Annotated in this window: 19 protein-coding genes; 11 read left to right on the top strand and 8 right to left on the bottom strand. The window is 61.2% G+C overall.

Going from position 1 to position 18,542, the window contains the following annotated elements:
• Positions 1–31: 31 nt before the first annotated feature.
• The 4 genes from QO231_RS18395 to soxR form a co-directional block, all read right to left on the bottom strand.
• Positions 32–1,681, bottom strand: a complete 1,650-nt coding sequence (locus QO231_RS18395) for an electron transfer flavoprotein-ubiquinone oxidoreductase (protein ID WP_316779782.1) — start codon at positions 1,679–1,681, stop codon at positions 32–34.
• Positions 1,682–1,863: 182 nt separating this feature from the next.
• Positions 1,864–4,161, bottom strand: a complete 2,298-nt coding sequence (locus tag QO231_RS18390; RefSeq protein WP_316779780.1) for a xanthine dehydrogenase family protein molybdopterin-binding subunit — start codon at positions 4,159–4,161, stop codon at positions 1,864–1,866.
• A 3-nt stretch (positions 4,162–4,164) separates the two neighbouring features.
• The gene (locus tag QO231_RS18385) at positions 4,165–4,617 is read right to left on the bottom strand and encodes a (2Fe-2S)-binding protein (RefSeq protein WP_316779778.1); all 453 of its coding nucleotides are present in this window, start codon (positions 4,615–4,617) and stop codon (positions 4,165–4,167) included.
• A gap of 173 nt (positions 4,618–4,790) precedes the next feature.
• Positions 4,791–5,252: a redox-sensitive transcriptional activator SoxR gene (gene soxR / locus QO231_RS18380; protein WP_316779776.1), complete on the bottom strand. Its 462-nt coding sequence runs from the start codon at positions 5,250–5,252 to the stop codon at positions 4,791–4,793.
• Between the two features lie 83 nt (positions 5,253–5,335).
• Between soxR and QO231_RS18375 the strand changes: the two genes are divergently transcribed.
• The 3 genes from QO231_RS18375 (at position 5,336) to QO231_RS18365 (ending at position 7,447) form a co-directional block, all read left to right on the top strand.
• Positions 5,336–5,716 (top strand): VOC family protein, encoded by a 381-nt coding sequence (locus tag QO231_RS18375; protein ID WP_316779774.1) that lies wholly within the window; start codon positions 5,336–5,338, stop codon positions 5,714–5,716.
• A gap of 223 nt (positions 5,717–5,939) precedes the next feature.
• The gene (greA, locus tag QO231_RS18370) at positions 5,940–6,410 is read left to right on the top strand and encodes a transcription elongation factor GreA (protein WP_316779773.1); all 471 of its coding nucleotides are present in this window, start codon (positions 5,940–5,942) and stop codon (positions 6,408–6,410) included.
• 11 nt (positions 6,411–6,421) lie between these two features.
• Positions 6,422–7,447, top strand: coding sequence for a hypothetical protein (locus QO231_RS18365; protein WP_316779771.1), 1,026 nt, complete (start codon positions 6,422–6,424; stop codon positions 7,445–7,447).
• Between the two features lie 48 nt (positions 7,448–7,495).
• Here QO231_RS18365 and QO231_RS18360 read toward each other — a convergent pair whose 3' ends face one another.
• Positions 7,496–7,846: a phage holin family protein gene (locus QO231_RS18360; RefSeq protein WP_316779769.1), complete on the bottom strand. Its 351-nt coding sequence runs from the start codon at positions 7,844–7,846 to the stop codon at positions 7,496–7,498.
• 1 nt (position 7,847) lies between these two features.
• Positions 7,848–8,177: a DUF883 family protein gene (locus tag QO231_RS18355; RefSeq protein ID WP_316779767.1), complete on the bottom strand. Its 330-nt coding sequence runs from the start codon at positions 8,175–8,177 to the stop codon at positions 7,848–7,850.
• A 307-nt stretch (positions 8,178–8,484) separates the two neighbouring features.
• Between QO231_RS18355 and QO231_RS18350 the strand changes: the two genes are divergently transcribed.
• The 3 genes from QO231_RS18350 (at position 8,485) to QO231_RS18340 (ending at position 11,438) form a co-directional block, all read left to right on the top strand.
• The gene (locus tag QO231_RS18350; RefSeq protein WP_316779765.1) at positions 8,485–10,035 is read left to right on the top strand and encodes a phospholipase D family protein; all 1,551 of its coding nucleotides are present in this window, start codon (positions 8,485–8,487) and stop codon (positions 10,033–10,035) included.
• A 90-nt stretch (positions 10,036–10,125) separates the two neighbouring features.
• Positions 10,126–10,686 carry a DUF4202 domain-containing protein gene (locus QO231_RS18345; RefSeq protein ID WP_316779762.1) on the top strand — a complete coding sequence of 187 codons (561 nt, stop codon included), beginning with the start codon at positions 10,126–10,128 and terminating at the stop codon, positions 10,684–10,686.
• A complete protein-coding gene (locus tag QO231_RS18340; protein WP_316779760.1) occupies positions 10,683–11,438 on the top strand; it encodes a CbiX/SirB N-terminal domain-containing protein in 756 nt (251 codons plus the stop codon). The genes QO231_RS18345 and QO231_RS18340 overlap by 4 nt, the downstream gene beginning before the upstream one ends.
• Before the next feature lie 189 nt (positions 11,439–11,627).
• Here QO231_RS18340 and QO231_RS18335 read toward each other — a convergent pair whose 3' ends face one another.
• Both QO231_RS18335 and pheS read right to left on the bottom strand, forming a co-directional pair.
• The gene (locus QO231_RS18335) at positions 11,628–12,008 is read right to left on the bottom strand and encodes a c-type cytochrome (RefSeq protein WP_316779757.1); all 381 of its coding nucleotides are present in this window, start codon (positions 12,006–12,008) and stop codon (positions 11,628–11,630) included.
• 189 nt (positions 12,009–12,197) lie between these two features.
• Positions 12,198–13,271, bottom strand: coding sequence for a phenylalanine--tRNA ligase subunit alpha (pheS, locus tag QO231_RS18330; protein WP_316779755.1), 1,074 nt, complete (start codon positions 13,269–13,271; stop codon positions 12,198–12,200).
• A gap of 120 nt (positions 13,272–13,391) precedes the next feature.
• Between pheS and QO231_RS18325 the strand changes: the two genes are divergently transcribed.
• The 5 genes from QO231_RS18325 to QO231_RS18305 all read left to right on the top strand — a co-directional run bounded on the left by QO231_RS18325 (position 13,392) and on the right by QO231_RS18305 (position 18,423).
• Positions 13,392–14,531 carry a serine hydrolase domain-containing protein gene (locus QO231_RS18325; RefSeq protein ID WP_316779753.1) on the top strand — a complete coding sequence of 380 codons (1,140 nt, stop codon included), beginning with the start codon at positions 13,392–13,394 and terminating at the stop codon, positions 14,529–14,531.
• Positions 14,532–14,552: 21 nt separating this feature from the next.
• Positions 14,553–15,731, top strand: a complete 1,179-nt coding sequence (locus QO231_RS18320) for a YbfB/YjiJ family MFS transporter (RefSeq protein ID WP_316779751.1) — start codon at positions 14,553–14,555, stop codon at positions 15,729–15,731.
• 118 nt (positions 15,732–15,849) lie between these two features.
• The gene (locus QO231_RS18315; protein WP_316779749.1) at positions 15,850–16,863 is read left to right on the top strand and encodes an ABC transporter substrate-binding protein; all 1,014 of its coding nucleotides are present in this window, start codon (positions 15,850–15,852) and stop codon (positions 16,861–16,863) included.
• Positions 16,864–16,868: 5 nt separating this feature from the next.
• Entirely contained in the window at positions 16,869–17,636 is a 768-nt protein-coding gene (locus QO231_RS18310) for an ABC transporter ATP-binding protein (RefSeq protein ID WP_316779747.1), read from the top strand.
• On the top strand, positions 17,629–18,423 hold the full coding sequence (locus QO231_RS18305; protein WP_316779743.1) for an ABC transporter permease: 795 nt from the start codon (positions 17,629–17,631) through the stop codon (positions 18,421–18,423). The genes QO231_RS18310 and QO231_RS18305 overlap by 8 nt, the downstream gene beginning before the upstream one ends.
• Positions 18,424–18,542 lie beyond the last annotated feature (119 nt).

Raw genomic sequence — 18,542 nt, 5'->3', positions numbered from 1 at the left:
GGTCTACCGCCGACTGTTGCCAGGAACCCGGCTACATATTGGGGTAATTCGGTCCGTCCCCGCCCTGCGGTGTCACCCAGGTGATGTTCTGGCTGGGGTCCTTGATGTCGCAGGTCTTGCAATGCACACAGTTCTGGAAGTTGATCACAAACCGCGTGTCCTTGCCCTCTTCACTGACAAACTCGTAGACACCGGCCGGGCAATACCGTGCCGCAGGGCCCGCGTAGTCGGGCAGGTTGACCTTGACCGGCACGTCCGGGTCAGTCAGCCGCAAATGGGCGGGCTGGCTTTCCTCGTGATTGGTAAAGGAAAACGCCACATTGGTCAGACGATCGAACGACAGCGTTCCGTCCGGCTTGGGATAGTCGATCGGCTTGTGCTTGCTGGCCGGCTCGGTCGCGGCGGCATCGGTCTTGCCATGCTTCTGCGTGCCGAACAGCGAAAAGCCCAACGTGTTCGTCCACATGTCAAAACCGCCAACAACCAGAGATGGGATAAGCCCCCATTTTGACCAGAACGGTTTGACGTTGCGCACCTTCTTGAGATCCTTGCCGATGGCTCCGCCGCGCACATCGGTCTCATAGTCGGTCAGCTCATCCCCCGAGCGGCCCGCCGCAATCGCCGCATGCGCCGCTTCGGCCGCCGCCTTGCCCGACAGCATGGCGTTATGATTGCCCTTGATGCGCGGGACGTTGACCATGCCAACCGAACATCCGAGCAGCGCCACGCCCGGCGCAATCATCTTGGGCATCGACTGATAGCCCCCTTCGGAAATCGCCCGTGCGCCATAGGCCACGCGCTTGCCGCCTTTCAGCAGGTCGGCCACCATCGGATGATGCTTGAATCGCTGGAATTCCATGTAGGGGAATACATGCGGGTTCTTGTAGTTCAGATGCACCACAAAGCCGACGTAGACCTGATTGTTTTCGAGATGATAGATGAACGACCCACCACCGGCGTTGCCCCCCAGAGGCCAGCCCATCGTGTGGGTCACGGTGCCTTCCTTGTGCTTGGCCGGGTCGATTTCCCAGATTTCCTTCATGCCAAGGCCGAATTTCTGCGGCTCGTGGCCCTGGCTGAGGTCGTATTTGGCGATCACTTCCTTGGACAGCGATCCGCGTACGCCTTCGGACAGGAATACGTATTTGCCGTGCAGTTCCATGCCGGGCTCATAATTCGGTCCGTGGCTGCCATCTGCCTCTTTGCCGAATTCGCCTGCGACCACGCCCTTGACGCCGCCCTTGTCGTCAAACACCAGTTCCGAACAGGCCATGCCGGGGAAAATCTCGACGCCCAGTTCCTCGGCCTGCTCGGCCATCCAGCGGCAGACATTGCCCATGCTGACAATGTAGTTGCCATGATTGCTCATCAGGGGCGGCATCGGCCAGTTCGGCACCCGCAGTTGGCCGGCTTCGCCCAGCATATAGAAATTGTCGTGGCGCACCGGCACGTTGAGCGGCGCGCCCTTTTCCTTCCAATCCGGGATCAGCGCATCCAGACCGCAGGGATCAAGCACCGCACCTGACAGAATGTGCGCGCCGACTTCGCTGCCCTTTTCGAGCACAACGACGTTGATATCCGCATCCAGCTGTTTCAGCCTGATCGCCGCGGACAACCCGGCAGGTCCGGCTCCGACGATCACAACATCGTATTCCATCGCTTCGCGTTCAATCTCGGCCATTTGAGGGCGCTCCTTGGCTTGCGGTGAGTGTGGCCCGTTCAGGGCGCAACATAATTTCGGGGCTGATACCTTTTGGCAGGGCCTTGCGTCAATCGCAACACCACGTCAAATCACGGCAGGCTATTGTGAAGAGTGTCAAGGCGCGTGCGGGCGGTCGCGAGAACCGCCCGCACTATGCTGTGTCAGACGTTTGCGCCCATTGGCAGGGCGCGCTTGCGCTGACCGGTTGCCAGAAACAGACCGTTCGCGATGGCAGGGGCGACCGGCGGCACGCCTGGTTCTCCGACACCCGTCGCATGCACGCTGAACGGATGGTCGATGATGTGGGTCACCACCGATCCGGGGAAGTTGTCAGAGCGAACAACATCATAGTCGTTATAGTTGCTTTGCTCGACAGCACCGTTTTCGAACGTGATCGATGAATTCAACGCCACGGTCATCCCCATGACCGATGCCCCTTCCATCTGGCTCCGGATCCGTTCGGGGTTTGCCGCATACCCGCAGTCGATGGCCAGATGCATCTCTGGAATGCTGATTTTGCCGTCCTGCACCTTCACATGCGCGGCACAGGCCACGTAGGATACGAAACTGCGATGCACGGCCAGTCCGATCGCCTCGCCATCCGGCAGGTCCTTTCCGTAGCCAATTCCATCCGCCGCGACATTCAGAACGTTTGCCAAGCGACCGGTTTCGATGGGAAATTCGGCCAAAGGCTCTCCGTAGTTCCAGAAGTTCTCGGGATAGCCTTCGGCGGCAAGATCGACCGTGCGCGGCGCTCCGATCAGTTCCAGCCACATCTCGCGCTGGTCCTTGCCCAGTTCGGCGGCCAGATCGCCAACAAAGGAACCAATCGCCCAGGCCCGCGGGATGTTGGAGACCGACCGGAACCAGCCGATGCGGGTATGCGCAAAGGCCTCGCCGTTTTCGATGCTGACGTTGGCAATATCAAACGGCATGTCCAGATGCCCCATCCCGCTCTCGATGTGGAACTGGTGGCCGCCATCCGGCGCAAAGGTCGACAGAATCGAAGGTGCGACCGAGTTATGTCGCCACCCGGTCACCGTACCTGCGTCATCCAGTGCGACCTCGATCCGCTCTGCCGAAGTGGTGTGGTAGTAACAATGGCGGATGTCGTCCTCACGCGTCCATTGCATTCTGACCGGTGCGCCGGCCTCCCGGCTCAGCAGCGCCGCTTCGGTCACGAAATCCGCCTTGGATTTTCGCCCGAACCCTCCGCCGAGTAAGGTGACGTTTACCCGTACGTTGGCCGGGTCCACCTCCAGTGCCTTCGCGACGTCAGTGCGCGTGGTGTAGGGGCTTTGCACCGGCGCCCAGATTTCGACGCCATTCTCGGTGACCGAGGCCAAGGCCACGGGCGGCTCCATCGGGATATGCGCCATGTGGTCCTGAGTATAGGTCTGTCCGAACGTCCTCGACGCATTGGAAAACGCCCCGGCAGGCTCTCCCCGCGTGCGCAGCACGTTGCCCTTATCCTGCGCCGTGGCCTTCATCGCCTCCATGAAGGGACCGGAACTATAGCCGCCATGCGGGCCATCCTCCCAATCAATCTTTAGTCTGTCTCGCGCCTGCAAGGCCGCCCAGGTGTTTTCGGCCACCACCGCAACACCACCAAGCGGCGCGAAACCCGCAGGTGGAATCGAATGAGGCAATTCGTACACGCCGATCACGCCGGGCACCGCCATTGCCTCGGTCGCGTCAAATGTGAGCACCTTGCCCCCAACCACGGGCGGTCTGGCCGCCACGGCATAGAGCATCCCATCCACCGTGACATCGGCCCCGTAAACCGCCTTGCCGGTGGTGATATCATGCAGGTCGGTGATCTGGACTTCGCCCTTGCCGACATACCGGAACTGATCCTCGGATTTATAGGCAATCTGGTCGTGCTGCGGCACCGGCAGCGCCATCGCGACCTCGGCCAGTTCTCCAAAGCCGAGCGTCTTGTCGCCATGCCGCGCTGCGTGGTTTTCGACCACGACTTCCTCTGCCGGTACGCCCCATTCCTGCCCGGCTGCGGCCTGCATCATGTGGCGTACAGATCCGCCGATCTTGCGCGCGGCCTGAATGTGGTGCCGCATGCTGCGCGATCCGTCGGTGTCCTGGTTGCCGTATTTCGGTTCGTCCCCTTCTGCCTGAACGATGCGCACGCGGGACCAGTCGGCCTCCATCTCATCGGCCATCACCATCGGCAGCGATGTTCGGCTGCCCGTGCCCATCTCTGACCGGTGCGCCACCAGCGTCACGGTGCCATCGGGATCAATACTGACAAAGATCAACGGATCGTCGCGCAACCCGTTCGGCATCTGTTCGCCACCGGTAGGCCATTTGGGAAACGCTTCGCCACGAGTGGCAAAGACGCCCAATGCAAAGGTGGCACCCGTGCCCAGAAATGCACGACGCGACAGTTTGCTCACAGCGAGCCCGACCGGCTGCAGATCAAGTTCTTCCAGATATTTCAACATGGTTCAGCTCCCCGTGCTGGCAAGGCGCACGGCCTGCACGATGCGTTGATAACAGCCACAGCGGCAGACGTTTCCGGCCATCGCCGTAAGAATTTCATCATCGCTGGGTTTCGGGTTTTCCTCGAGCAGGGCGGCCGCCTGCATGATCTGCCCGGTCTGGCAGAATCCGCATTGCGGCACGTTCAACTCGCGCCAGGCCTGCTGCACGCGATGCTCTCCCTCCGGGTCAAGCCCTTCGATCGTGGTGACGGATTTGCCGTCGACATCACTGACGCTGGCCTGGCACGCCCGTACCGCCTTGCCATCCACATGCACGGTACAGGCCCCGCATAGGCCCGCCCCGCATCCGTATTTGGTGCCTGGCAGTTCCAGCGAGTCTCGCAATGCCCACAACAAGGGCATGCTGTCGTCGCCGTCAAACTCCCGCGCCACTCCATTCACCATCAGTTTCGTCATGATATCCTCCCGATCATCAAATCAATATGTGGGGACAGGGGCCGGTTCTGGCTGCCGATCTTCCAGTCGCCTGAAGATGACAATATCATATCAGCCTAGGATTGCGGGAAGTTTCCCCACTCTCCTCATGAGGAGCAATCCGTTCTCCGGGTGAATGAATGCGCGATTCGGCCTCAACCCGACTGATCCGGCACATCGCCCATGAGATAGCGTGGCCCACTGCCCCGCTGGCGCGCCCGGTCGTCGGGATTATAGAGTTTGCATTTTGGCAACGAGAGACATCCGCAGCCGATGCAGCCATCCAGATTGTCGCGAAGTTTCTGCAAGGTATCAATGCGCACATCCAGACGGTTGCGGAAGGTCTCGCTGATACGGGTCCAGTCCGCCGGTGTCGGCGTGCGCTTGCCCGGTAGCCCCGCCAACAACTCGCGAATTTCCGGCAACGCGAACCCGAATTGCTGGGCGATCATGACAAAGCTCAGCCGGCGGATGTCTGCGCGATGAAATCGCCGCTGTCCGCCGCTGTTGCGCCAGGGCGCAATCAGGCCCTGCGATTCGTAATATCGGATGGCCGACACGGCCAACCCCGTCCGATCCGCAAGCGCGCCGATGGAAAGCCCCTGAGAAACAGCCATTTCACGCCTTCAAGAAATATATTGACCTAAAGTTAGGTTTAGGAATTACGATGAAGGAAATCAACACATGAAAAGGACAAGACATGCCTGCAATGCTCGAACACACGAACCTCACCGTCAGCGACCCCGACGCAACCGCCGCCTGGATGTGCGATCTGTTCTGCTGGCATGTGCGTTGGTCCGGCGCGGCCATGCAGAGCGGGCGCACGGTGCATGTAGGAACAAATACGCATTATCTCGCGCTCTACACGCCGGGATCCCCTGCGAAACCCTCAGATGACAACTATCAGACCGTCGGCGGACTCAATCATATCGCTGTGGTCGTGGATGACATCGCCGCGATGGAGCGCGATGTCGCCAAGGCGGGCTTCACACCGATGAACCATGCCGACTATGAGCCGGGGCATCGGTTCTATTTCCTCGATCACGACAATATCGAATTCGAGATCGTTCAATACGGCTAGGCGATCCCGATCCGTGCAGACCTGGTGCCGCGTTCGCGCCGGAAGACATTCTGCGGCACATCGTAGAAAGCAAATTTTGCCCGCTCTGAGCCGAAACCCGCGTGCCGGGCGACATCCTGCCTCTTGCAATCTGCTGCGTGATTGGGTCAGGTAAGGGCTGACCTAATCTACCGTCCCGGCGTTTCATACGGCGGGGCGTCTCATTTTGAGCGGATCGACACCTATGGAAAAAATTCCGATGACCCCGGCAGGTCACTCTGCGCTGGAAACCGAGTTGAAGCAGCTTAAATCCGTCGAGCGGCCCGCCATCATCAAGGCCATCGCCGAGGCGCGGGAGCACGGCGATCTTTCGGAGAATGCCGAATATCACTCCGCGCGTGAAAAGCAGTCCTTTATCGAAGGCCGGGTCAAGGAGCTCGAAGGCGTGCTCAGCCTTGCCGACGTGATCAATCCTGCCAAGTTGTCCGGCGCGATCAAGTTCGGTGCCAGGGTGACGCTTGTCGACGAAGATACCGACGAAGAGAAAACCTGGCAGATCGTTGGCGAGTACGAAGCCAATGTCGAAAAGGGCCTTCTGAACGTCAAATCTCCGATTGCACGCGCTCTGATCGGCAAGGAAGAGGGTGACAGCGTCGAGGTCCGCACACCCGGCGGCGAACGCTCCTATGAAGTGGTGAGCATCGACTATTCCTGACGGAGCGCACCATGTCCGAGACCCCTCGCGATTCCGATTCGGCCCCGACCCGGTCGCTCGGGACGTTCAACAGACCCGGCAGCGAGAGCATGACCGGCACCGATATTGCGGCCATCGCGTTTTCGGTGCTCTGGCTGGCCGCGTCGCTGGGGTTCTTTCTCGTGATCCCTGCCGAAGAGCGCGCCGGCTCTGCAAGGTTGGGGATTCTCTCGACGCTGATGACCGTCTTCCTGCCAGTCGGCATGATCTGGGCTGCCGCCGCAGTTGCGCGGTCGAATCGGGCCCTGCGCGAGGAAAGCCAGCGGCTTCATGCAACTTTGGACGGGCTGAGGCAGGCCTACGTCACGCAGGCGCAGAAAGGTCAATCTTCCAAGGATACGGCCTTGTCCAAACGCCTCGACGACGTCGCCGCCGCCACCAAAAGAACCGAAGCAATGCTGGCAGCGCTGTCCACACAGCGCACCCAACCCGCCGCAGAACCAAGCGCCGCACCCGCCAGCGCAGCGCCGCCCCCGACGGACCAGGGTGCGCTCGCACTGGGAACCCCCGCCGAGGCCCTGTCGCCGCCGCTCGCCGCCGAGTACTTCATCCGCGCTCTGAATTTTCCCGAGAACGCCGAAGACAAGGCCGGATTTGACGCAATGCGCCGTGCCCTGCGAGACCGGCAGGCGGCACAATTGATCCAGGCCAGCCAGGATGTACTGACGCTGCTGAGTCAGGAAGGCATCTATATGGATGACCTGAGCCCGGACATGGCGCGCCCGGATGTCTGGCGAAAATTCGCACAAGGAACGCGTGGGCGCGAAGTGGCCGCTCTGGGCGGCGTGCATGACAGAACTTCGCTCGCCCTGACCGCAGGCCGGATGAAACAGGACCCGATCTTTCGCGATGCGGCGCACCACTTCCTGCGCCTGTTCGACCGCATGTTCGCCGCGTTCGAGGGCGACGCAAGTGATGCCGACATATCCACACTCAGCGAGACCCGCACCGCCCGCGCCTTCATGCTGTTGGGCCGCGTTGCCGGAACGTTTGATTGACCCGTTTGGGTGCAAATCGGCAGACCAAGGGCCTCACCCTCGGTGAAATCAGGATCTGCGCGCCTTCATCCCCGCCTGCATGCCATAGAGAAAGGCCTGAACCAACGGCGGGGCATCGCTTGTGTCCATGGGTGCCTCATCGGGCCGGGGTTTGGCGTTTGCGGCGGGCTCATGCGTTGGCTTCGCGACGCTGAATCCCATGACGATCAACCCCACGCCGAGGTAAGCCATGCCAACGATCAGCGATGCGAGGATCGCACCATAAAGCACCGTCAGATACATCCACAGCGCCATTGTCAGGAACCCGATGCCGACAAGAACACAGACGGCGCCACCACTGAGCATCGCCGTTTTCAGGGCTGCACGCGCCGCCGCCTTTTTCAGTTGTTCCGCCAGCATTTTAGCGGCGCGTCATCAGAAGACCGAACAGGAATCCAAGCCCTGCGGCAATGCCCAGAGCCGTTGCCGGCTGTGTTCGGATAAATTCGTTCGCTTGCGCTTGCAGATCTTCCATCTGCTCTTGCGCGGCGGTTGCGGCGCCCTCGCCTTTGTCGCGGAGCTTCTGCGCCTTTGCCTCGGCCTCGTCACTCAACCGTGCTGCCTGCGCCTTGCCCATCTCTGCCATCAGACCGGTAAGCTCTCCGATGTCTTTCTGGAGTGTTTCGATCTGCTTTGCCAGATCACCGACCGTAGGGGCTTTGCGGGATCCACTGGATGTCGTTGTTGCCATGAAACATCTCCTTTTCAGGTCTCATTCAAAACATGAACCCGCGACCACGGCAATTGTTCCGTTCACCGCGCAACAAACTTGCCGTCTCGCGTCAACCTGCAGCGGCGCTCATATGAATGCGCTTCGTTCCGGTCTCCTCAAAGAGCGGAATCCCGCTCAACCCGCTTGCGCGGGCCTTTCAATTCGTACGATTTGTAGCGTGGCTTGGAAAACCACCAAATTCGACCTGCCGCACGGGAAAGCCGAGGTTAGGATCGAGACGATATGCAAAGGTGCGGAGCGAGCGTCGAAACAGGGCAATCAGTCAATGTCAGTCAAGAGTGATACGAACAGTTCGCAAGATTTCAAGATCCTGGTCACAGCGCAGGAAGCCTATCCCGAGTTTGAAAGACTCTGTCTTGCGGCACAGTCCGAAATCATGATGAGTTTCCGTGTCTTCGATCCCTGGACGCGGTTGCGCAGCCCCGAGGCGCGCGCGATCGGTGAGACCTGGGTTGATCTGATCGAACACCTGTTGCGGCGGGGTATTCGGATCCGTCTGACCATCAGCGATTTTGACCCTGTTGCGCTTCCGGATGCGCATCGGGGCACATGGTCGGCGATCCGGGCTCTGCATGCCGCCGGTGATCTTTCGGGGCGGCCGGATCTTCTGAAGGCGCGCGCTGTCATGCATCCCGCGCAACTTGGATGGTTGCCCCGGCTGCTCCTGTGGCCTCGTGCGTGTCTTGAACAGAACCGAATCGCCGCGCGGCTGAGCGACCTGCCCCTGCCTCATCAGGACAACTACCTGCGCGAAGCGCCTCGCCTGCGAACCCGGATCAAGGCCAAGGCGGCGCGACTCGTCGCGCGGGTCTGGCCAATCCCGCAGCTGCACCCCGCAACGCATCACCAGAAACTGGCGGTGTTCGACCGCGAGACGCTCTATATCGGCGGGCTTGATCTTAACGAGCGCCGGTATGACGGCCCCGACCATGATCGCCCGGCGGATGACACCTGGCATGATGTGCAGATCCGCATGCGAGGCCCGGCGGCCGAGGCGGCGCTGCGCCACCTGCAGTCCTTTGAGGCCGTCACCCATGGTGCAGCGCCGCCAGACCTGACCGGCATTCTGAGGACGATTTCGCGCAAGCGCCGCTGGTCGTTTGCCCGGATGTCGCCAAAGACGGTCCTGCGCGAGATTGCAGAGACCCATGCCAAGAGAACTGCGACTGCAAAGCGGCTGATCTATCTGGAAACTCAATACTTCCGTGATACGGGTCTGGCCCGGCAGCTTGCCCGGCGCGCTCGCAACAACCCGGAATTGGGATTGATCCTGATCTTGCCCGCTGCCCCCGAAGAAGTCGCCTTCGACCACAATCCGAGCAGCGTGGCGAAATACGGAGAGTACATCCAAGCCAAGTCTGTCCGGCTGATCACCGAGGCCTTCGGCGACCGGGTATTCATCGGGTCGCCCGCACAGACCCGCAAGGACGCGTCGGGCGGGCGCGCGTCGCTATACGGGGCGCCGATCATCTATGTGCACTCCAAGGTGTCGATTTTCGACGACGACATTGCGGTGGTGTCATCGGCCAACCTTAACGGACGCAGCTTAAAATGGGACACCGAGGCGGGAATTTGCCTGACAGATCAGGAACGTATCCGCGAACTCTGGGTGCGATGCGCCAGCCAGTGGTTGGGGCCTGATGCAGGCGAAGACTGCCTTGATCCCGTGAATGCGGTTGCCGCGTGGCGGCTCAGGGCACAGGCCAATGCCAGAGTCGAGCCGGAAGAGCGAACCGGATTTATCCTGCCATATGCGTCGCGCCCGGCCCGGCGATTTGGCCATACGCTCCCCGGCATTCCCGAGGAAATGGTATAGCGCGTCGCCTTGAACCCGAACGCCTCTTGAATGCCCGCGCGATGCGCTGCACCCTTGCGGTCAGCGATCCACAATCCCACGGAAGAGCCAATGACCGATCTTGCTGCCGCCCTTGCCGCCATTGATGCCGCCAATGCAGACGACCCGGACACCAGCGAAGGGGCGCCTGCCGCGCAACTGTATGGCCAGCGCATGACCGAAGAACTGATGCGGTTGTTTCCGGATGCGTCGGAGACGCTTCAGATCGCGGCACGCGGACAGCATATCGAGCGCTGGACGCTGAAACGCGCGGACTACCCGCATGGGCGTGAAGGATATCTGACCTGGCGTCGCGACCTGGCACGCCATCATGCCGAACGCGTGGGCGAGATCATGCGCCAGTCGGGCTATTCTGAGGATGATGCCGATGCGGCCGGTCGCATGATCCGCAAAGAAGGCATCAAGCGCAACGAAGATGTCCAAATGCTAGAGGATGTCATCTGTTTCGTGTTCCTGAAATGGTACTTTGCGCCGTTCTCTGAGACCCAGGATCCCGAAAAGATGCAGCGCATCGTCACCAAGACCGCACGTAAGATGTCGCAACAAGGTCGGGAACGCGTTTTGCTCGAATTTGACCTGCCCGACGACCTCGCCGCCGCCTTCAAACCATGACGCGCGTCAAGACATCAGAGGCCGTCATAGGCGGCAATCACGCGTCACCCGGCGCGATCATCGTCAGCCATGGTCAGCCGTCGGATCCGGATCCGGCCGAGACCATCCTTGCCGGGCTGGCGGCGCGGATCGCGGCACTGATGCCCGGCTGGACCATTGCCAGCGCGACACTCGCCAAACCCGGTGCGCTGGAGACGGCGGCAGGACAGGCGGGCGCGGATGCCCTGGTTTATCCCTTGTTCATGACCGATGGCTGGTTCACCCGCACGACATTGCCAAAGCGGTTGGGGCGTGCCAATGCGCAAATTCTGCCGCCATTGGGCACCGATCCCGCGTTGCGCGATGTTGCGATCAGATATCTGGATGCGGAACTGGCGCAACAGGGCTGGCTTGCCAAAGACACCAGTCTGATCGTCGCCTCACACGGCTCGGGCAAGAGCCGGAACTCTGCGCGCGACACCGAACGATTTGCACAAGCGCTGGCAGCGCGAATGCAATTTGCCGACATCCGGGCCGGATATATCGAGGAACCCCCATTTCTGAAGGATGCGGCGCAGCTTGGTACGTCCCAGGCAATCTGCCTGCCGTTCTTCGCTGCCGAAGGCGGCCATGTCATCGAAGACATCCCCGAAGCGCTGGACAAGGCCGGGTTCAGCGGCTTGCGCCTGCCCCCCATTGGCACGCATTCCCGCATCCCCGCGATGATCGCATCTGCCCTGCACAACGCGGCAAGACAATTGACCGGGGCATGAGTATCTGCCCCATGACGGCAAGGATCACGTCTCTTTTCAAAGCCTTGGGATAGCCCTGCCTAGACGTGCTCTCCCAAAAAAGCCCCTGCCATCTTCATGACAGGGCGCTTCCAATTCAGTGCATAGTCCTTTCGTTTTCCTTCGCGGATGATCCGGATGAAAAACGAAGAGGGCTGTGTCAGAGCAAAATCAGTTGAAGGTGCTCAGGTAGGCGATGACGTTTTCGGTATCCGCCTCTTTGCGCAACCCGGCAAAAGACATCTTGGTGCCTTTCATGAAATCCTTCGGCTTGGTCAGAAACGCCGTGAGTGATTCTTCGTCCCAGACCAGACCCTCGGCCGCCATCTCCGTCATCGCGTCGGAATACTTGAAGTCAGGGTTCGCACCTGCGGGTGAACCGACGATACCGTTCAGCACCGGGCCAACCTTGTTCTTGGCATCTTCGCCGACAGCGTGGCATGCTTTGCATTTCTTGAACACTTTCTCGCCCTTGTCGGCGTCGCCTTCGGCAAAGGCCGGCACCGTCAAGGCCATAAGCATCGCAGCCGTGCTGAGTATTGGTCTGATCATATGAAGCTCTCCTGTTCTTTCTTTGACCGTATCTAGCGCAGTTGTTCGGGGATTTCCAATGTGGCGTTTCCGTCCCTCCGACCAAAGTCTGCATCAATTGCGCAAACTTCCAAACGCGACCCCACCGACCGGTGCCGGCGTCGTCGAAACGAATCAACATCAAGGTGGGACAAGCGCTCCGGAAATTGCTCAGCGGCTGAGACCGCCATGCAGCGTCGGGGTATCCAGCGACGCGAATCCGTAGTGACGCAACCAGCGCAGATCGGAATCAAAAAACGCGCGCAGATCAGGGATGCCGTATTTCAGCATGGCGATGCGATCGATCCCCATTCCAAAGGCAAACCCCTGCCAGACATCCGGATCGACCCCGCCCGAGCGCAGGACGTGCGGATGCACCATGCCGCTGCCAAGCACTTCCATCCAGTCATCGCCTTCACCGATACGCAACTGTCCGTCGACCCAGGAACATTGGATGTCGACCTCGGCCGAGGGTTCGGTAAACGGGAAATGCGAAGCGCGAAAGCGGGTCTTGATACCGTCGATTTCGAAAAAGGCCGAAAAGAACTCTTCCAGCACCCATTTCAGATTTGCCATGCTGATGTCCTTGTCGATGGCGAGGCCCTCGACCTGGTGGAACATCGGCGTGTGCGTCTGGTCGTAGTCGGCACGATAGACACCGCCGGGGCAGATGATACGCAGCGGCGCGCCGCGCTTTTCCATCGTACGGATCTGCACCGGGCTGGTATGGGTGCGCAACACATGCGGCGGGCGATTGTCGCCCTCTTCGCGGTGCATGTAGAACGTGTCCATCTCTGCCCGCGCGGGGTGATGGCCCGGAATGTTCAGCGCGTCGAAATTATACCAGTCGGTATCGATACGCGGTCCTTCGGCGACAGAAAATCCCATCTCTGCAAAGATCGCGGTCAGCTCTTCGGTCACCTGGCTGATCGGATGGATGGTGCCCTGACGACGTGGACGCGACGGCAGCGTCACGTCGAGCCATTCCGTGCGCAGACGGTCATCCAGCGCGGCATCGGCAAGTCCGGCTTTCTTGGCGGCAATCGCCGAGTTGATCTCGTCCTTGAGCGCATTGAGCGCAGGGCCGGCACTCTGGCGCTCTTCCGGCGTCATCTTGCCCAATTCGCGCATCTTCAGCGCCACTTCGCCCTTTTTGCCGACGGCAGCAACGCGGATGGTTTCAAGCGCGGATTCGTCAGGCGCGTCTGCGATTTGACCCAGATACTTGGCTTTCAGATCATCCATTGCGGCCCCCGGTTTATGCTCCCGCCCTGCTAGCCGCCCCGCCCCGCAAATGCAAGGCGGCGATGGACATCTGGCGATGTGTGACGTTAGCGTGGCCGCAAGATGATCTGGGAGGATATCATGAGCATTCTGCAAAACGTTCTGGACGAAGCCACGTCTGCACAGGACGTCCCCTTTGCCGTCGCAATGACGGCGAATTCCGCCGGCGTGACCTTCAGCGGCGCGGCGGGAGAGGCTCGGGAAGGTCTGAAGGCGGCCGAAGACACGGCGTTTCGCATCTTCTCCATGACCAAGGCGATCGGGTCGCTGGCGGCGATGATCCTGATCGATCGCGGCAAGTTAGGCTTGGACACACCCGTGGCCGATATCTTGCCCGTCTGGAACGATCTCAGGGTGCTGGAAGGGTTCGACGGCGACACACCGATCCTGCGGGTTCCGAAAACCCAGGCCACCCTGCGGCATCTGGCGACGCATACCAGCGGCATGGAGTACGAATTCTGGAACCCGGACGTGCCGAAATACATGGAAATGACCGGGCATCCGACGGTGTTGTCCGGATTGAAGACATCGTTGATGTATCCGCTGACAACCGATCCCGGCACCCGCTGGGGCTATGGGCCATCCATCGACTGGCTGGGACAGGTGGTCGAAGCCGTTGACGGACGTCGGATTGATGCGTTCTGTCAGGACGAAATCCTTGATCCACTGGGCATGAAGGACACGGCGTTCGAGCCTGATGCGCTGCTCGACCGGCTGAGTGCAGTCTCCATGCGCGGCGAAGATGGCCAGTTCGGGCCGGTTGACCTCGCACCACCGGCAAATCCCGAATTCTATGGCATGGGCCACGCGCTCTATTCGACTGCGCCCGACTATCTGCGGATTCTGCGCATGGTGCTGAACCGGGGAAAACTTGATGGCACCCGCATCCTGTCGGACGCCGCGTTCGATGCGATGATCGCCGACCAGATGAACGGCCTGACTTTCCAGAGCATGCACAGCGTGGCCCCAACGGTCAGCGCGGATGTGGAGATGCCCGCAGGCACCACGCACAGCTTTGCCTTCGTGCGCAATGAAACCGACATCCCCGGCATGCGCAGCGCCGGGGCGCTGAGCTGGGCGGGCGTGTGCAACACTCACTATTGGATTGATCCGTCCAAGGATTTGGCAGCCGTGATCATGACGCAGTCGTTGCCTTTCCTGGAGCCACGGTTTCAGAAAACCTACCAGGCCTATGAACAGGCGGTCTATGCCGGACTCTGACACTGCCGCGGCGCGCTCGGGATGAGCGAGGGCCCCGCCCGTCCGTGGCTTGTGCTGCTGGGGCTTGCGCTTGGCATGTGCGTCACCAACAGCTTTGCGCGCTTTGCCTATGGGCTGATGCTGCCGGCGATGCAGGCCGAGATGGGCTGGAGCTATGCGCAGGCGGGATGGCTGAATACCGCAAACGCATTCGGCTACATCATCGGGTCGGTGCTGACCATGGTGCTGATCGGGCGGTTGAGCGCATCGCGCCTGTTTGCATTCGGCATGGTCACCACCGCCGTGGCGCTGCTGGCGACCGGCCTGCACGAAGCGATGTGGTGGCAGACGGTGTGGCGTCTGGCCGCCGGGTTGTTCGGCGCGATGTCGTTCTCGTCTTCCGGTGCGCTGGCGGCACAGTTGTTTCAGAACGATACCCGGCGCAACGCGCTGGCGATCGCCTTGCTGTTCGGTTTTGGCGGCGGGCTGGGAATTGTGCTGTCGGGAGCGGTTCTGCCCTTGCTGCTGGACGCCTATGGCCCGACAGCATGGCCGCGCGGATGGCTTCTGATCGGATTGACGAGCGTTGCCTTTCTGCCGCTTGGCCTATGGGCCGCGCGGCAGTTGCGCCCCCCCAACCAGGCAGCGCAGATCCCGACCCGCCTGCCGGTGCGCAGGATGCTGTCGCTCTTTGCCGGATACGGCGGGTTTGGCCTCGGCTATTTTGTTTACCTGACCTTCTTGTCCGCCTGGATGACAGAACAGCAGGCCAGTGCGGGGCTGATCGCAACCGTCTGGGTGATGCTGGGATTGTGCCTTTGCATTTCGCCCTTTGTCTGGCGGCCGGTATTTGCGCGCTTTACCTCGGGCGTACCACTGGCGCTGATCCTCACCTGTATCGCAATCGGCTCGGCCCTGCCGGTGCTGATTCCGGGGCCGGTGGGGTTGCTGGTATCGGCAACCGTCTTTGGCTCGTCGGTCTTCATGTCGCCAGGTGCCGTGACCAACTTCATTCGTCACAATCTGCCGATGCAGAGTTGGGGCGCGGCAATCAGCCTGTTCACCGTGGTCTTTGCCGTTGCCCAGACCATCGGACCCTATGCGGCGGGCTGGCTTGGCGACCAGACCGCCAGCATCGGAACCAGCCTGCTCGTTGCAGCGGGCGTGCTGCTGACCGGAGCAGCAATCGCGGCGATGCAAAAACCCCTGACGCGCGACTGATCGCGGGTTTGTCGCCGGAAATCGCGCCAACGGATTGCCCTCGGCCCGACATGGCGCGATAACATTGGCAGTGTTCGACAGGCCGGAACAGGCCGCGACCAACAGGGAGAAAACAAAGATGACGGATTTTTCACGCAGAAGCGCGCTTGGCCTGATCGGCGGAGCCGCGACGCTACCGATGCTGGGCGGCCCGGCCTTCGCCAATGCCAAGATCAACGTGGGCGCATTGCGCTTTACCAGCCACGCTCCCAGCTTTGTGGCGTTCGAGCGGGGGTATTTCGCCGAGGAAGGGCTGGACGTCGAGTTCAAGTTTTTCCAGGCGGCACAGCCGATGGCCGTGGCGATTGCCTCGGGTGATGCGGACTATGCCGTGACGGCAATTTCCGGCGGGCTGGTCTCACTCGCCGAAAAGGGCGCAACCAAGGTGATCGGCGGCGCGCTGAGCGAAGAGCCCGGTATCGACGGGCAGCTGATCCTGGCCAGCAATGCCGCTTACGACGCGGGGCTGACCAGCCCTGCGATGTTGGATGGCAAGAGTTTTGCAGTGACGCAGGCGGGATCGTCCTTTCACTACATGGGTTCCAAGATTGCCGGCGCCGAGGGCGCAACCGTCAGCTTCAAACCGCTGCAAAAGGTCGGCGCGATCATCGGTGCAATGAAATCCGGGCAGGTCGATGCCTGGACGATCGTGCCGCATATCGGCAAGGCACTGGCCGGAGGCGACGCGGTCAAGGTGATCGGCAGTGTTGCGGACTACATCCCGGACTACCAGGTCACGACCGTATTCACATCGGCGGACAATGCCGCCAATGAACGCGCGCGCACCGAGGCGTTCCTGCGGGCATTTTCGCGTGGGGCCGACGATTTCAACGCCGCCCTCGTGGACAACACCGCCGGGGACGAGGCCGCCGAAGAGATGGTCACGCTGATCCACAAATATGTCTATACGGATCGTCCCTACGAAAAGGCAGCGCCCTCCATTCGCAATGGGGCAATGCGGATCAACAAGAACGCCGCGCTGAACATGGGGTCCGTCGAGGATCAGTTGGGGTGGTTCAAATCCGAAGGGTTGATCAAGGACAGCATCACCATCGAAACGCTGGTTGATCCATCCTATGTCGAGATCATGTAGCCCGCGTGGACCTGACGGTTGAAAACCTGACGCACCGGTATGGCGACGTGCCGGTGCTGCAGGACATATCCTTGCGCATTCCGGCCGGCGAGATCCTCTGCGTGATCGGCCCGTCGGGCTGTGGCAAGTCGACGTTGCTGCGGATGATCGGCGGGCTTGAGCGGCCGGATGCCGGTCAGGTGATCCAGTTGGGCACGCCGCCGGACGGATGCCTCAACCCGCTGACCTATGTGTTTCAGGATTTCGCCCTGCTGCCCTGGCGAACGGTTGGGGGAAATATCTCGTTGGTGCTCGAAGATCACGGCATTCGCAGTCAAGCGGCGGATAGGATCATCAGCGATGTTCTGGCCCGCACCAAGCTGAGCGATTTTCGTGACGCGCTGCCCCGGCAGCTCTCCGGCGGCATGAAGCAGCGGGTGGCGATTGCGCGGGCACTGGCCGTGAACCCGGCGGTAATGCTGCTGGATGAACCACTGTCGGCACTTGATGCGCAGACCCGCGAATTGCTGATGGAAGACCTTGTTACGCTCTGGGAACGCCAGCCCTTTACCGGAGTCTATGTCACCCACAACCTCGCCGAGGCTGTGCGGCTGGGTCATCGGATCGCGGTGCTGTCCCGTCGCCCCGGACAGGTGCGCGAGGTGATCGAGGTCGATGTACCGCTGGCGGAGCGGACACCCGGCGATGCACGGCTCGACGCGCTGCAAGTCCAATTGTGGCAGATGATGAAGGACGAGGCGGTGGCCGCCGATCAGGAGCTGCTGGATGCCTGAAACCGCGCGCCCGGTTCCCTTTCGCGGCGGTGGCTTCCGCCCGGTGACCAAACGGGGCGCCGGCGTGGTGGTGTTCGCGCTGCTGCTGGCGTTTGTCGAATGGGGCACCCGCGCAGGGTGGATCACATCGCTGACCCTGCCCCGCCCCAGCGATGTGGCGGCAACGTTGATCGACCTGGCGCGTTCCGGGTTGCTGTGGACGCATCTCGCCCCGTCGCTCAGCCGTTTGCTTGTAGGATCGGCGCTCGGCATCTCAATGGGCATCGGCGTGGGCGTCCTGATCGGGCTATTCAGCTATGTCAGGGCGGGGCTGATCCCGCTGGTCGCAGCCCTGTTCCCGATCCCGAAGATCGCGCTCCTGCCGCTGTTTGTGATCTGGTTCGGCATCGACGAGGGCAGCAAATACGCCCTGATTGCGCTTGGCACGTTCACACCGACGGTGGTGGCAACCTACGGCGCGGTCGACAACGTGGACCGCACGCTGGTGCGGATGGGGCAGAGTTTCGGGCTGAGTTGGCTGTCGATCGTGCGCAAGATCGTCCTGCCCGGGGCGCTGCCCGGTATCCTGTCCGGTCTGCGCGTCTCCATCGCCATCGGGATCATCCTGCTGGTCGCCGCAGAGATGCTGGGCGCGGAATACGGCATCGGCGCGTATATCCTGCAGGCCGGATCGCTCTATGATCTGGAGCGATTGTTTGCCGGTGTGGTGATCCTGTCCACACTCGGCGTGCTGACCAGTTGGGCGATTGGACGTCTTGAGGCACGGCTTTTGCGCTGGCGGGTTTGATGCAGGTTTCTCGGACGCCATGAGCGACGTTTGGGTAGCGCGTGGCGTTGCCTGGCGTCGGAGAAGCGCTCAGGCGGGAAATCGCGGGGTTGGTCTTGGTGGGCCGTTTGTTGCTATGG

Source organism: Sedimentitalea todarodis (assembly GCF_032595355.1).
Lineage (GTDB): Bacteria > Pseudomonadota > Alphaproteobacteria > Rhodobacterales > Rhodobacteraceae > Sedimentitalea > Sedimentitalea todarodis.
The sequence above is the reverse complement of the archived record's forward strand: the minus strand, read 5'-3'. Positions and strand labels throughout refer to the sequence as shown.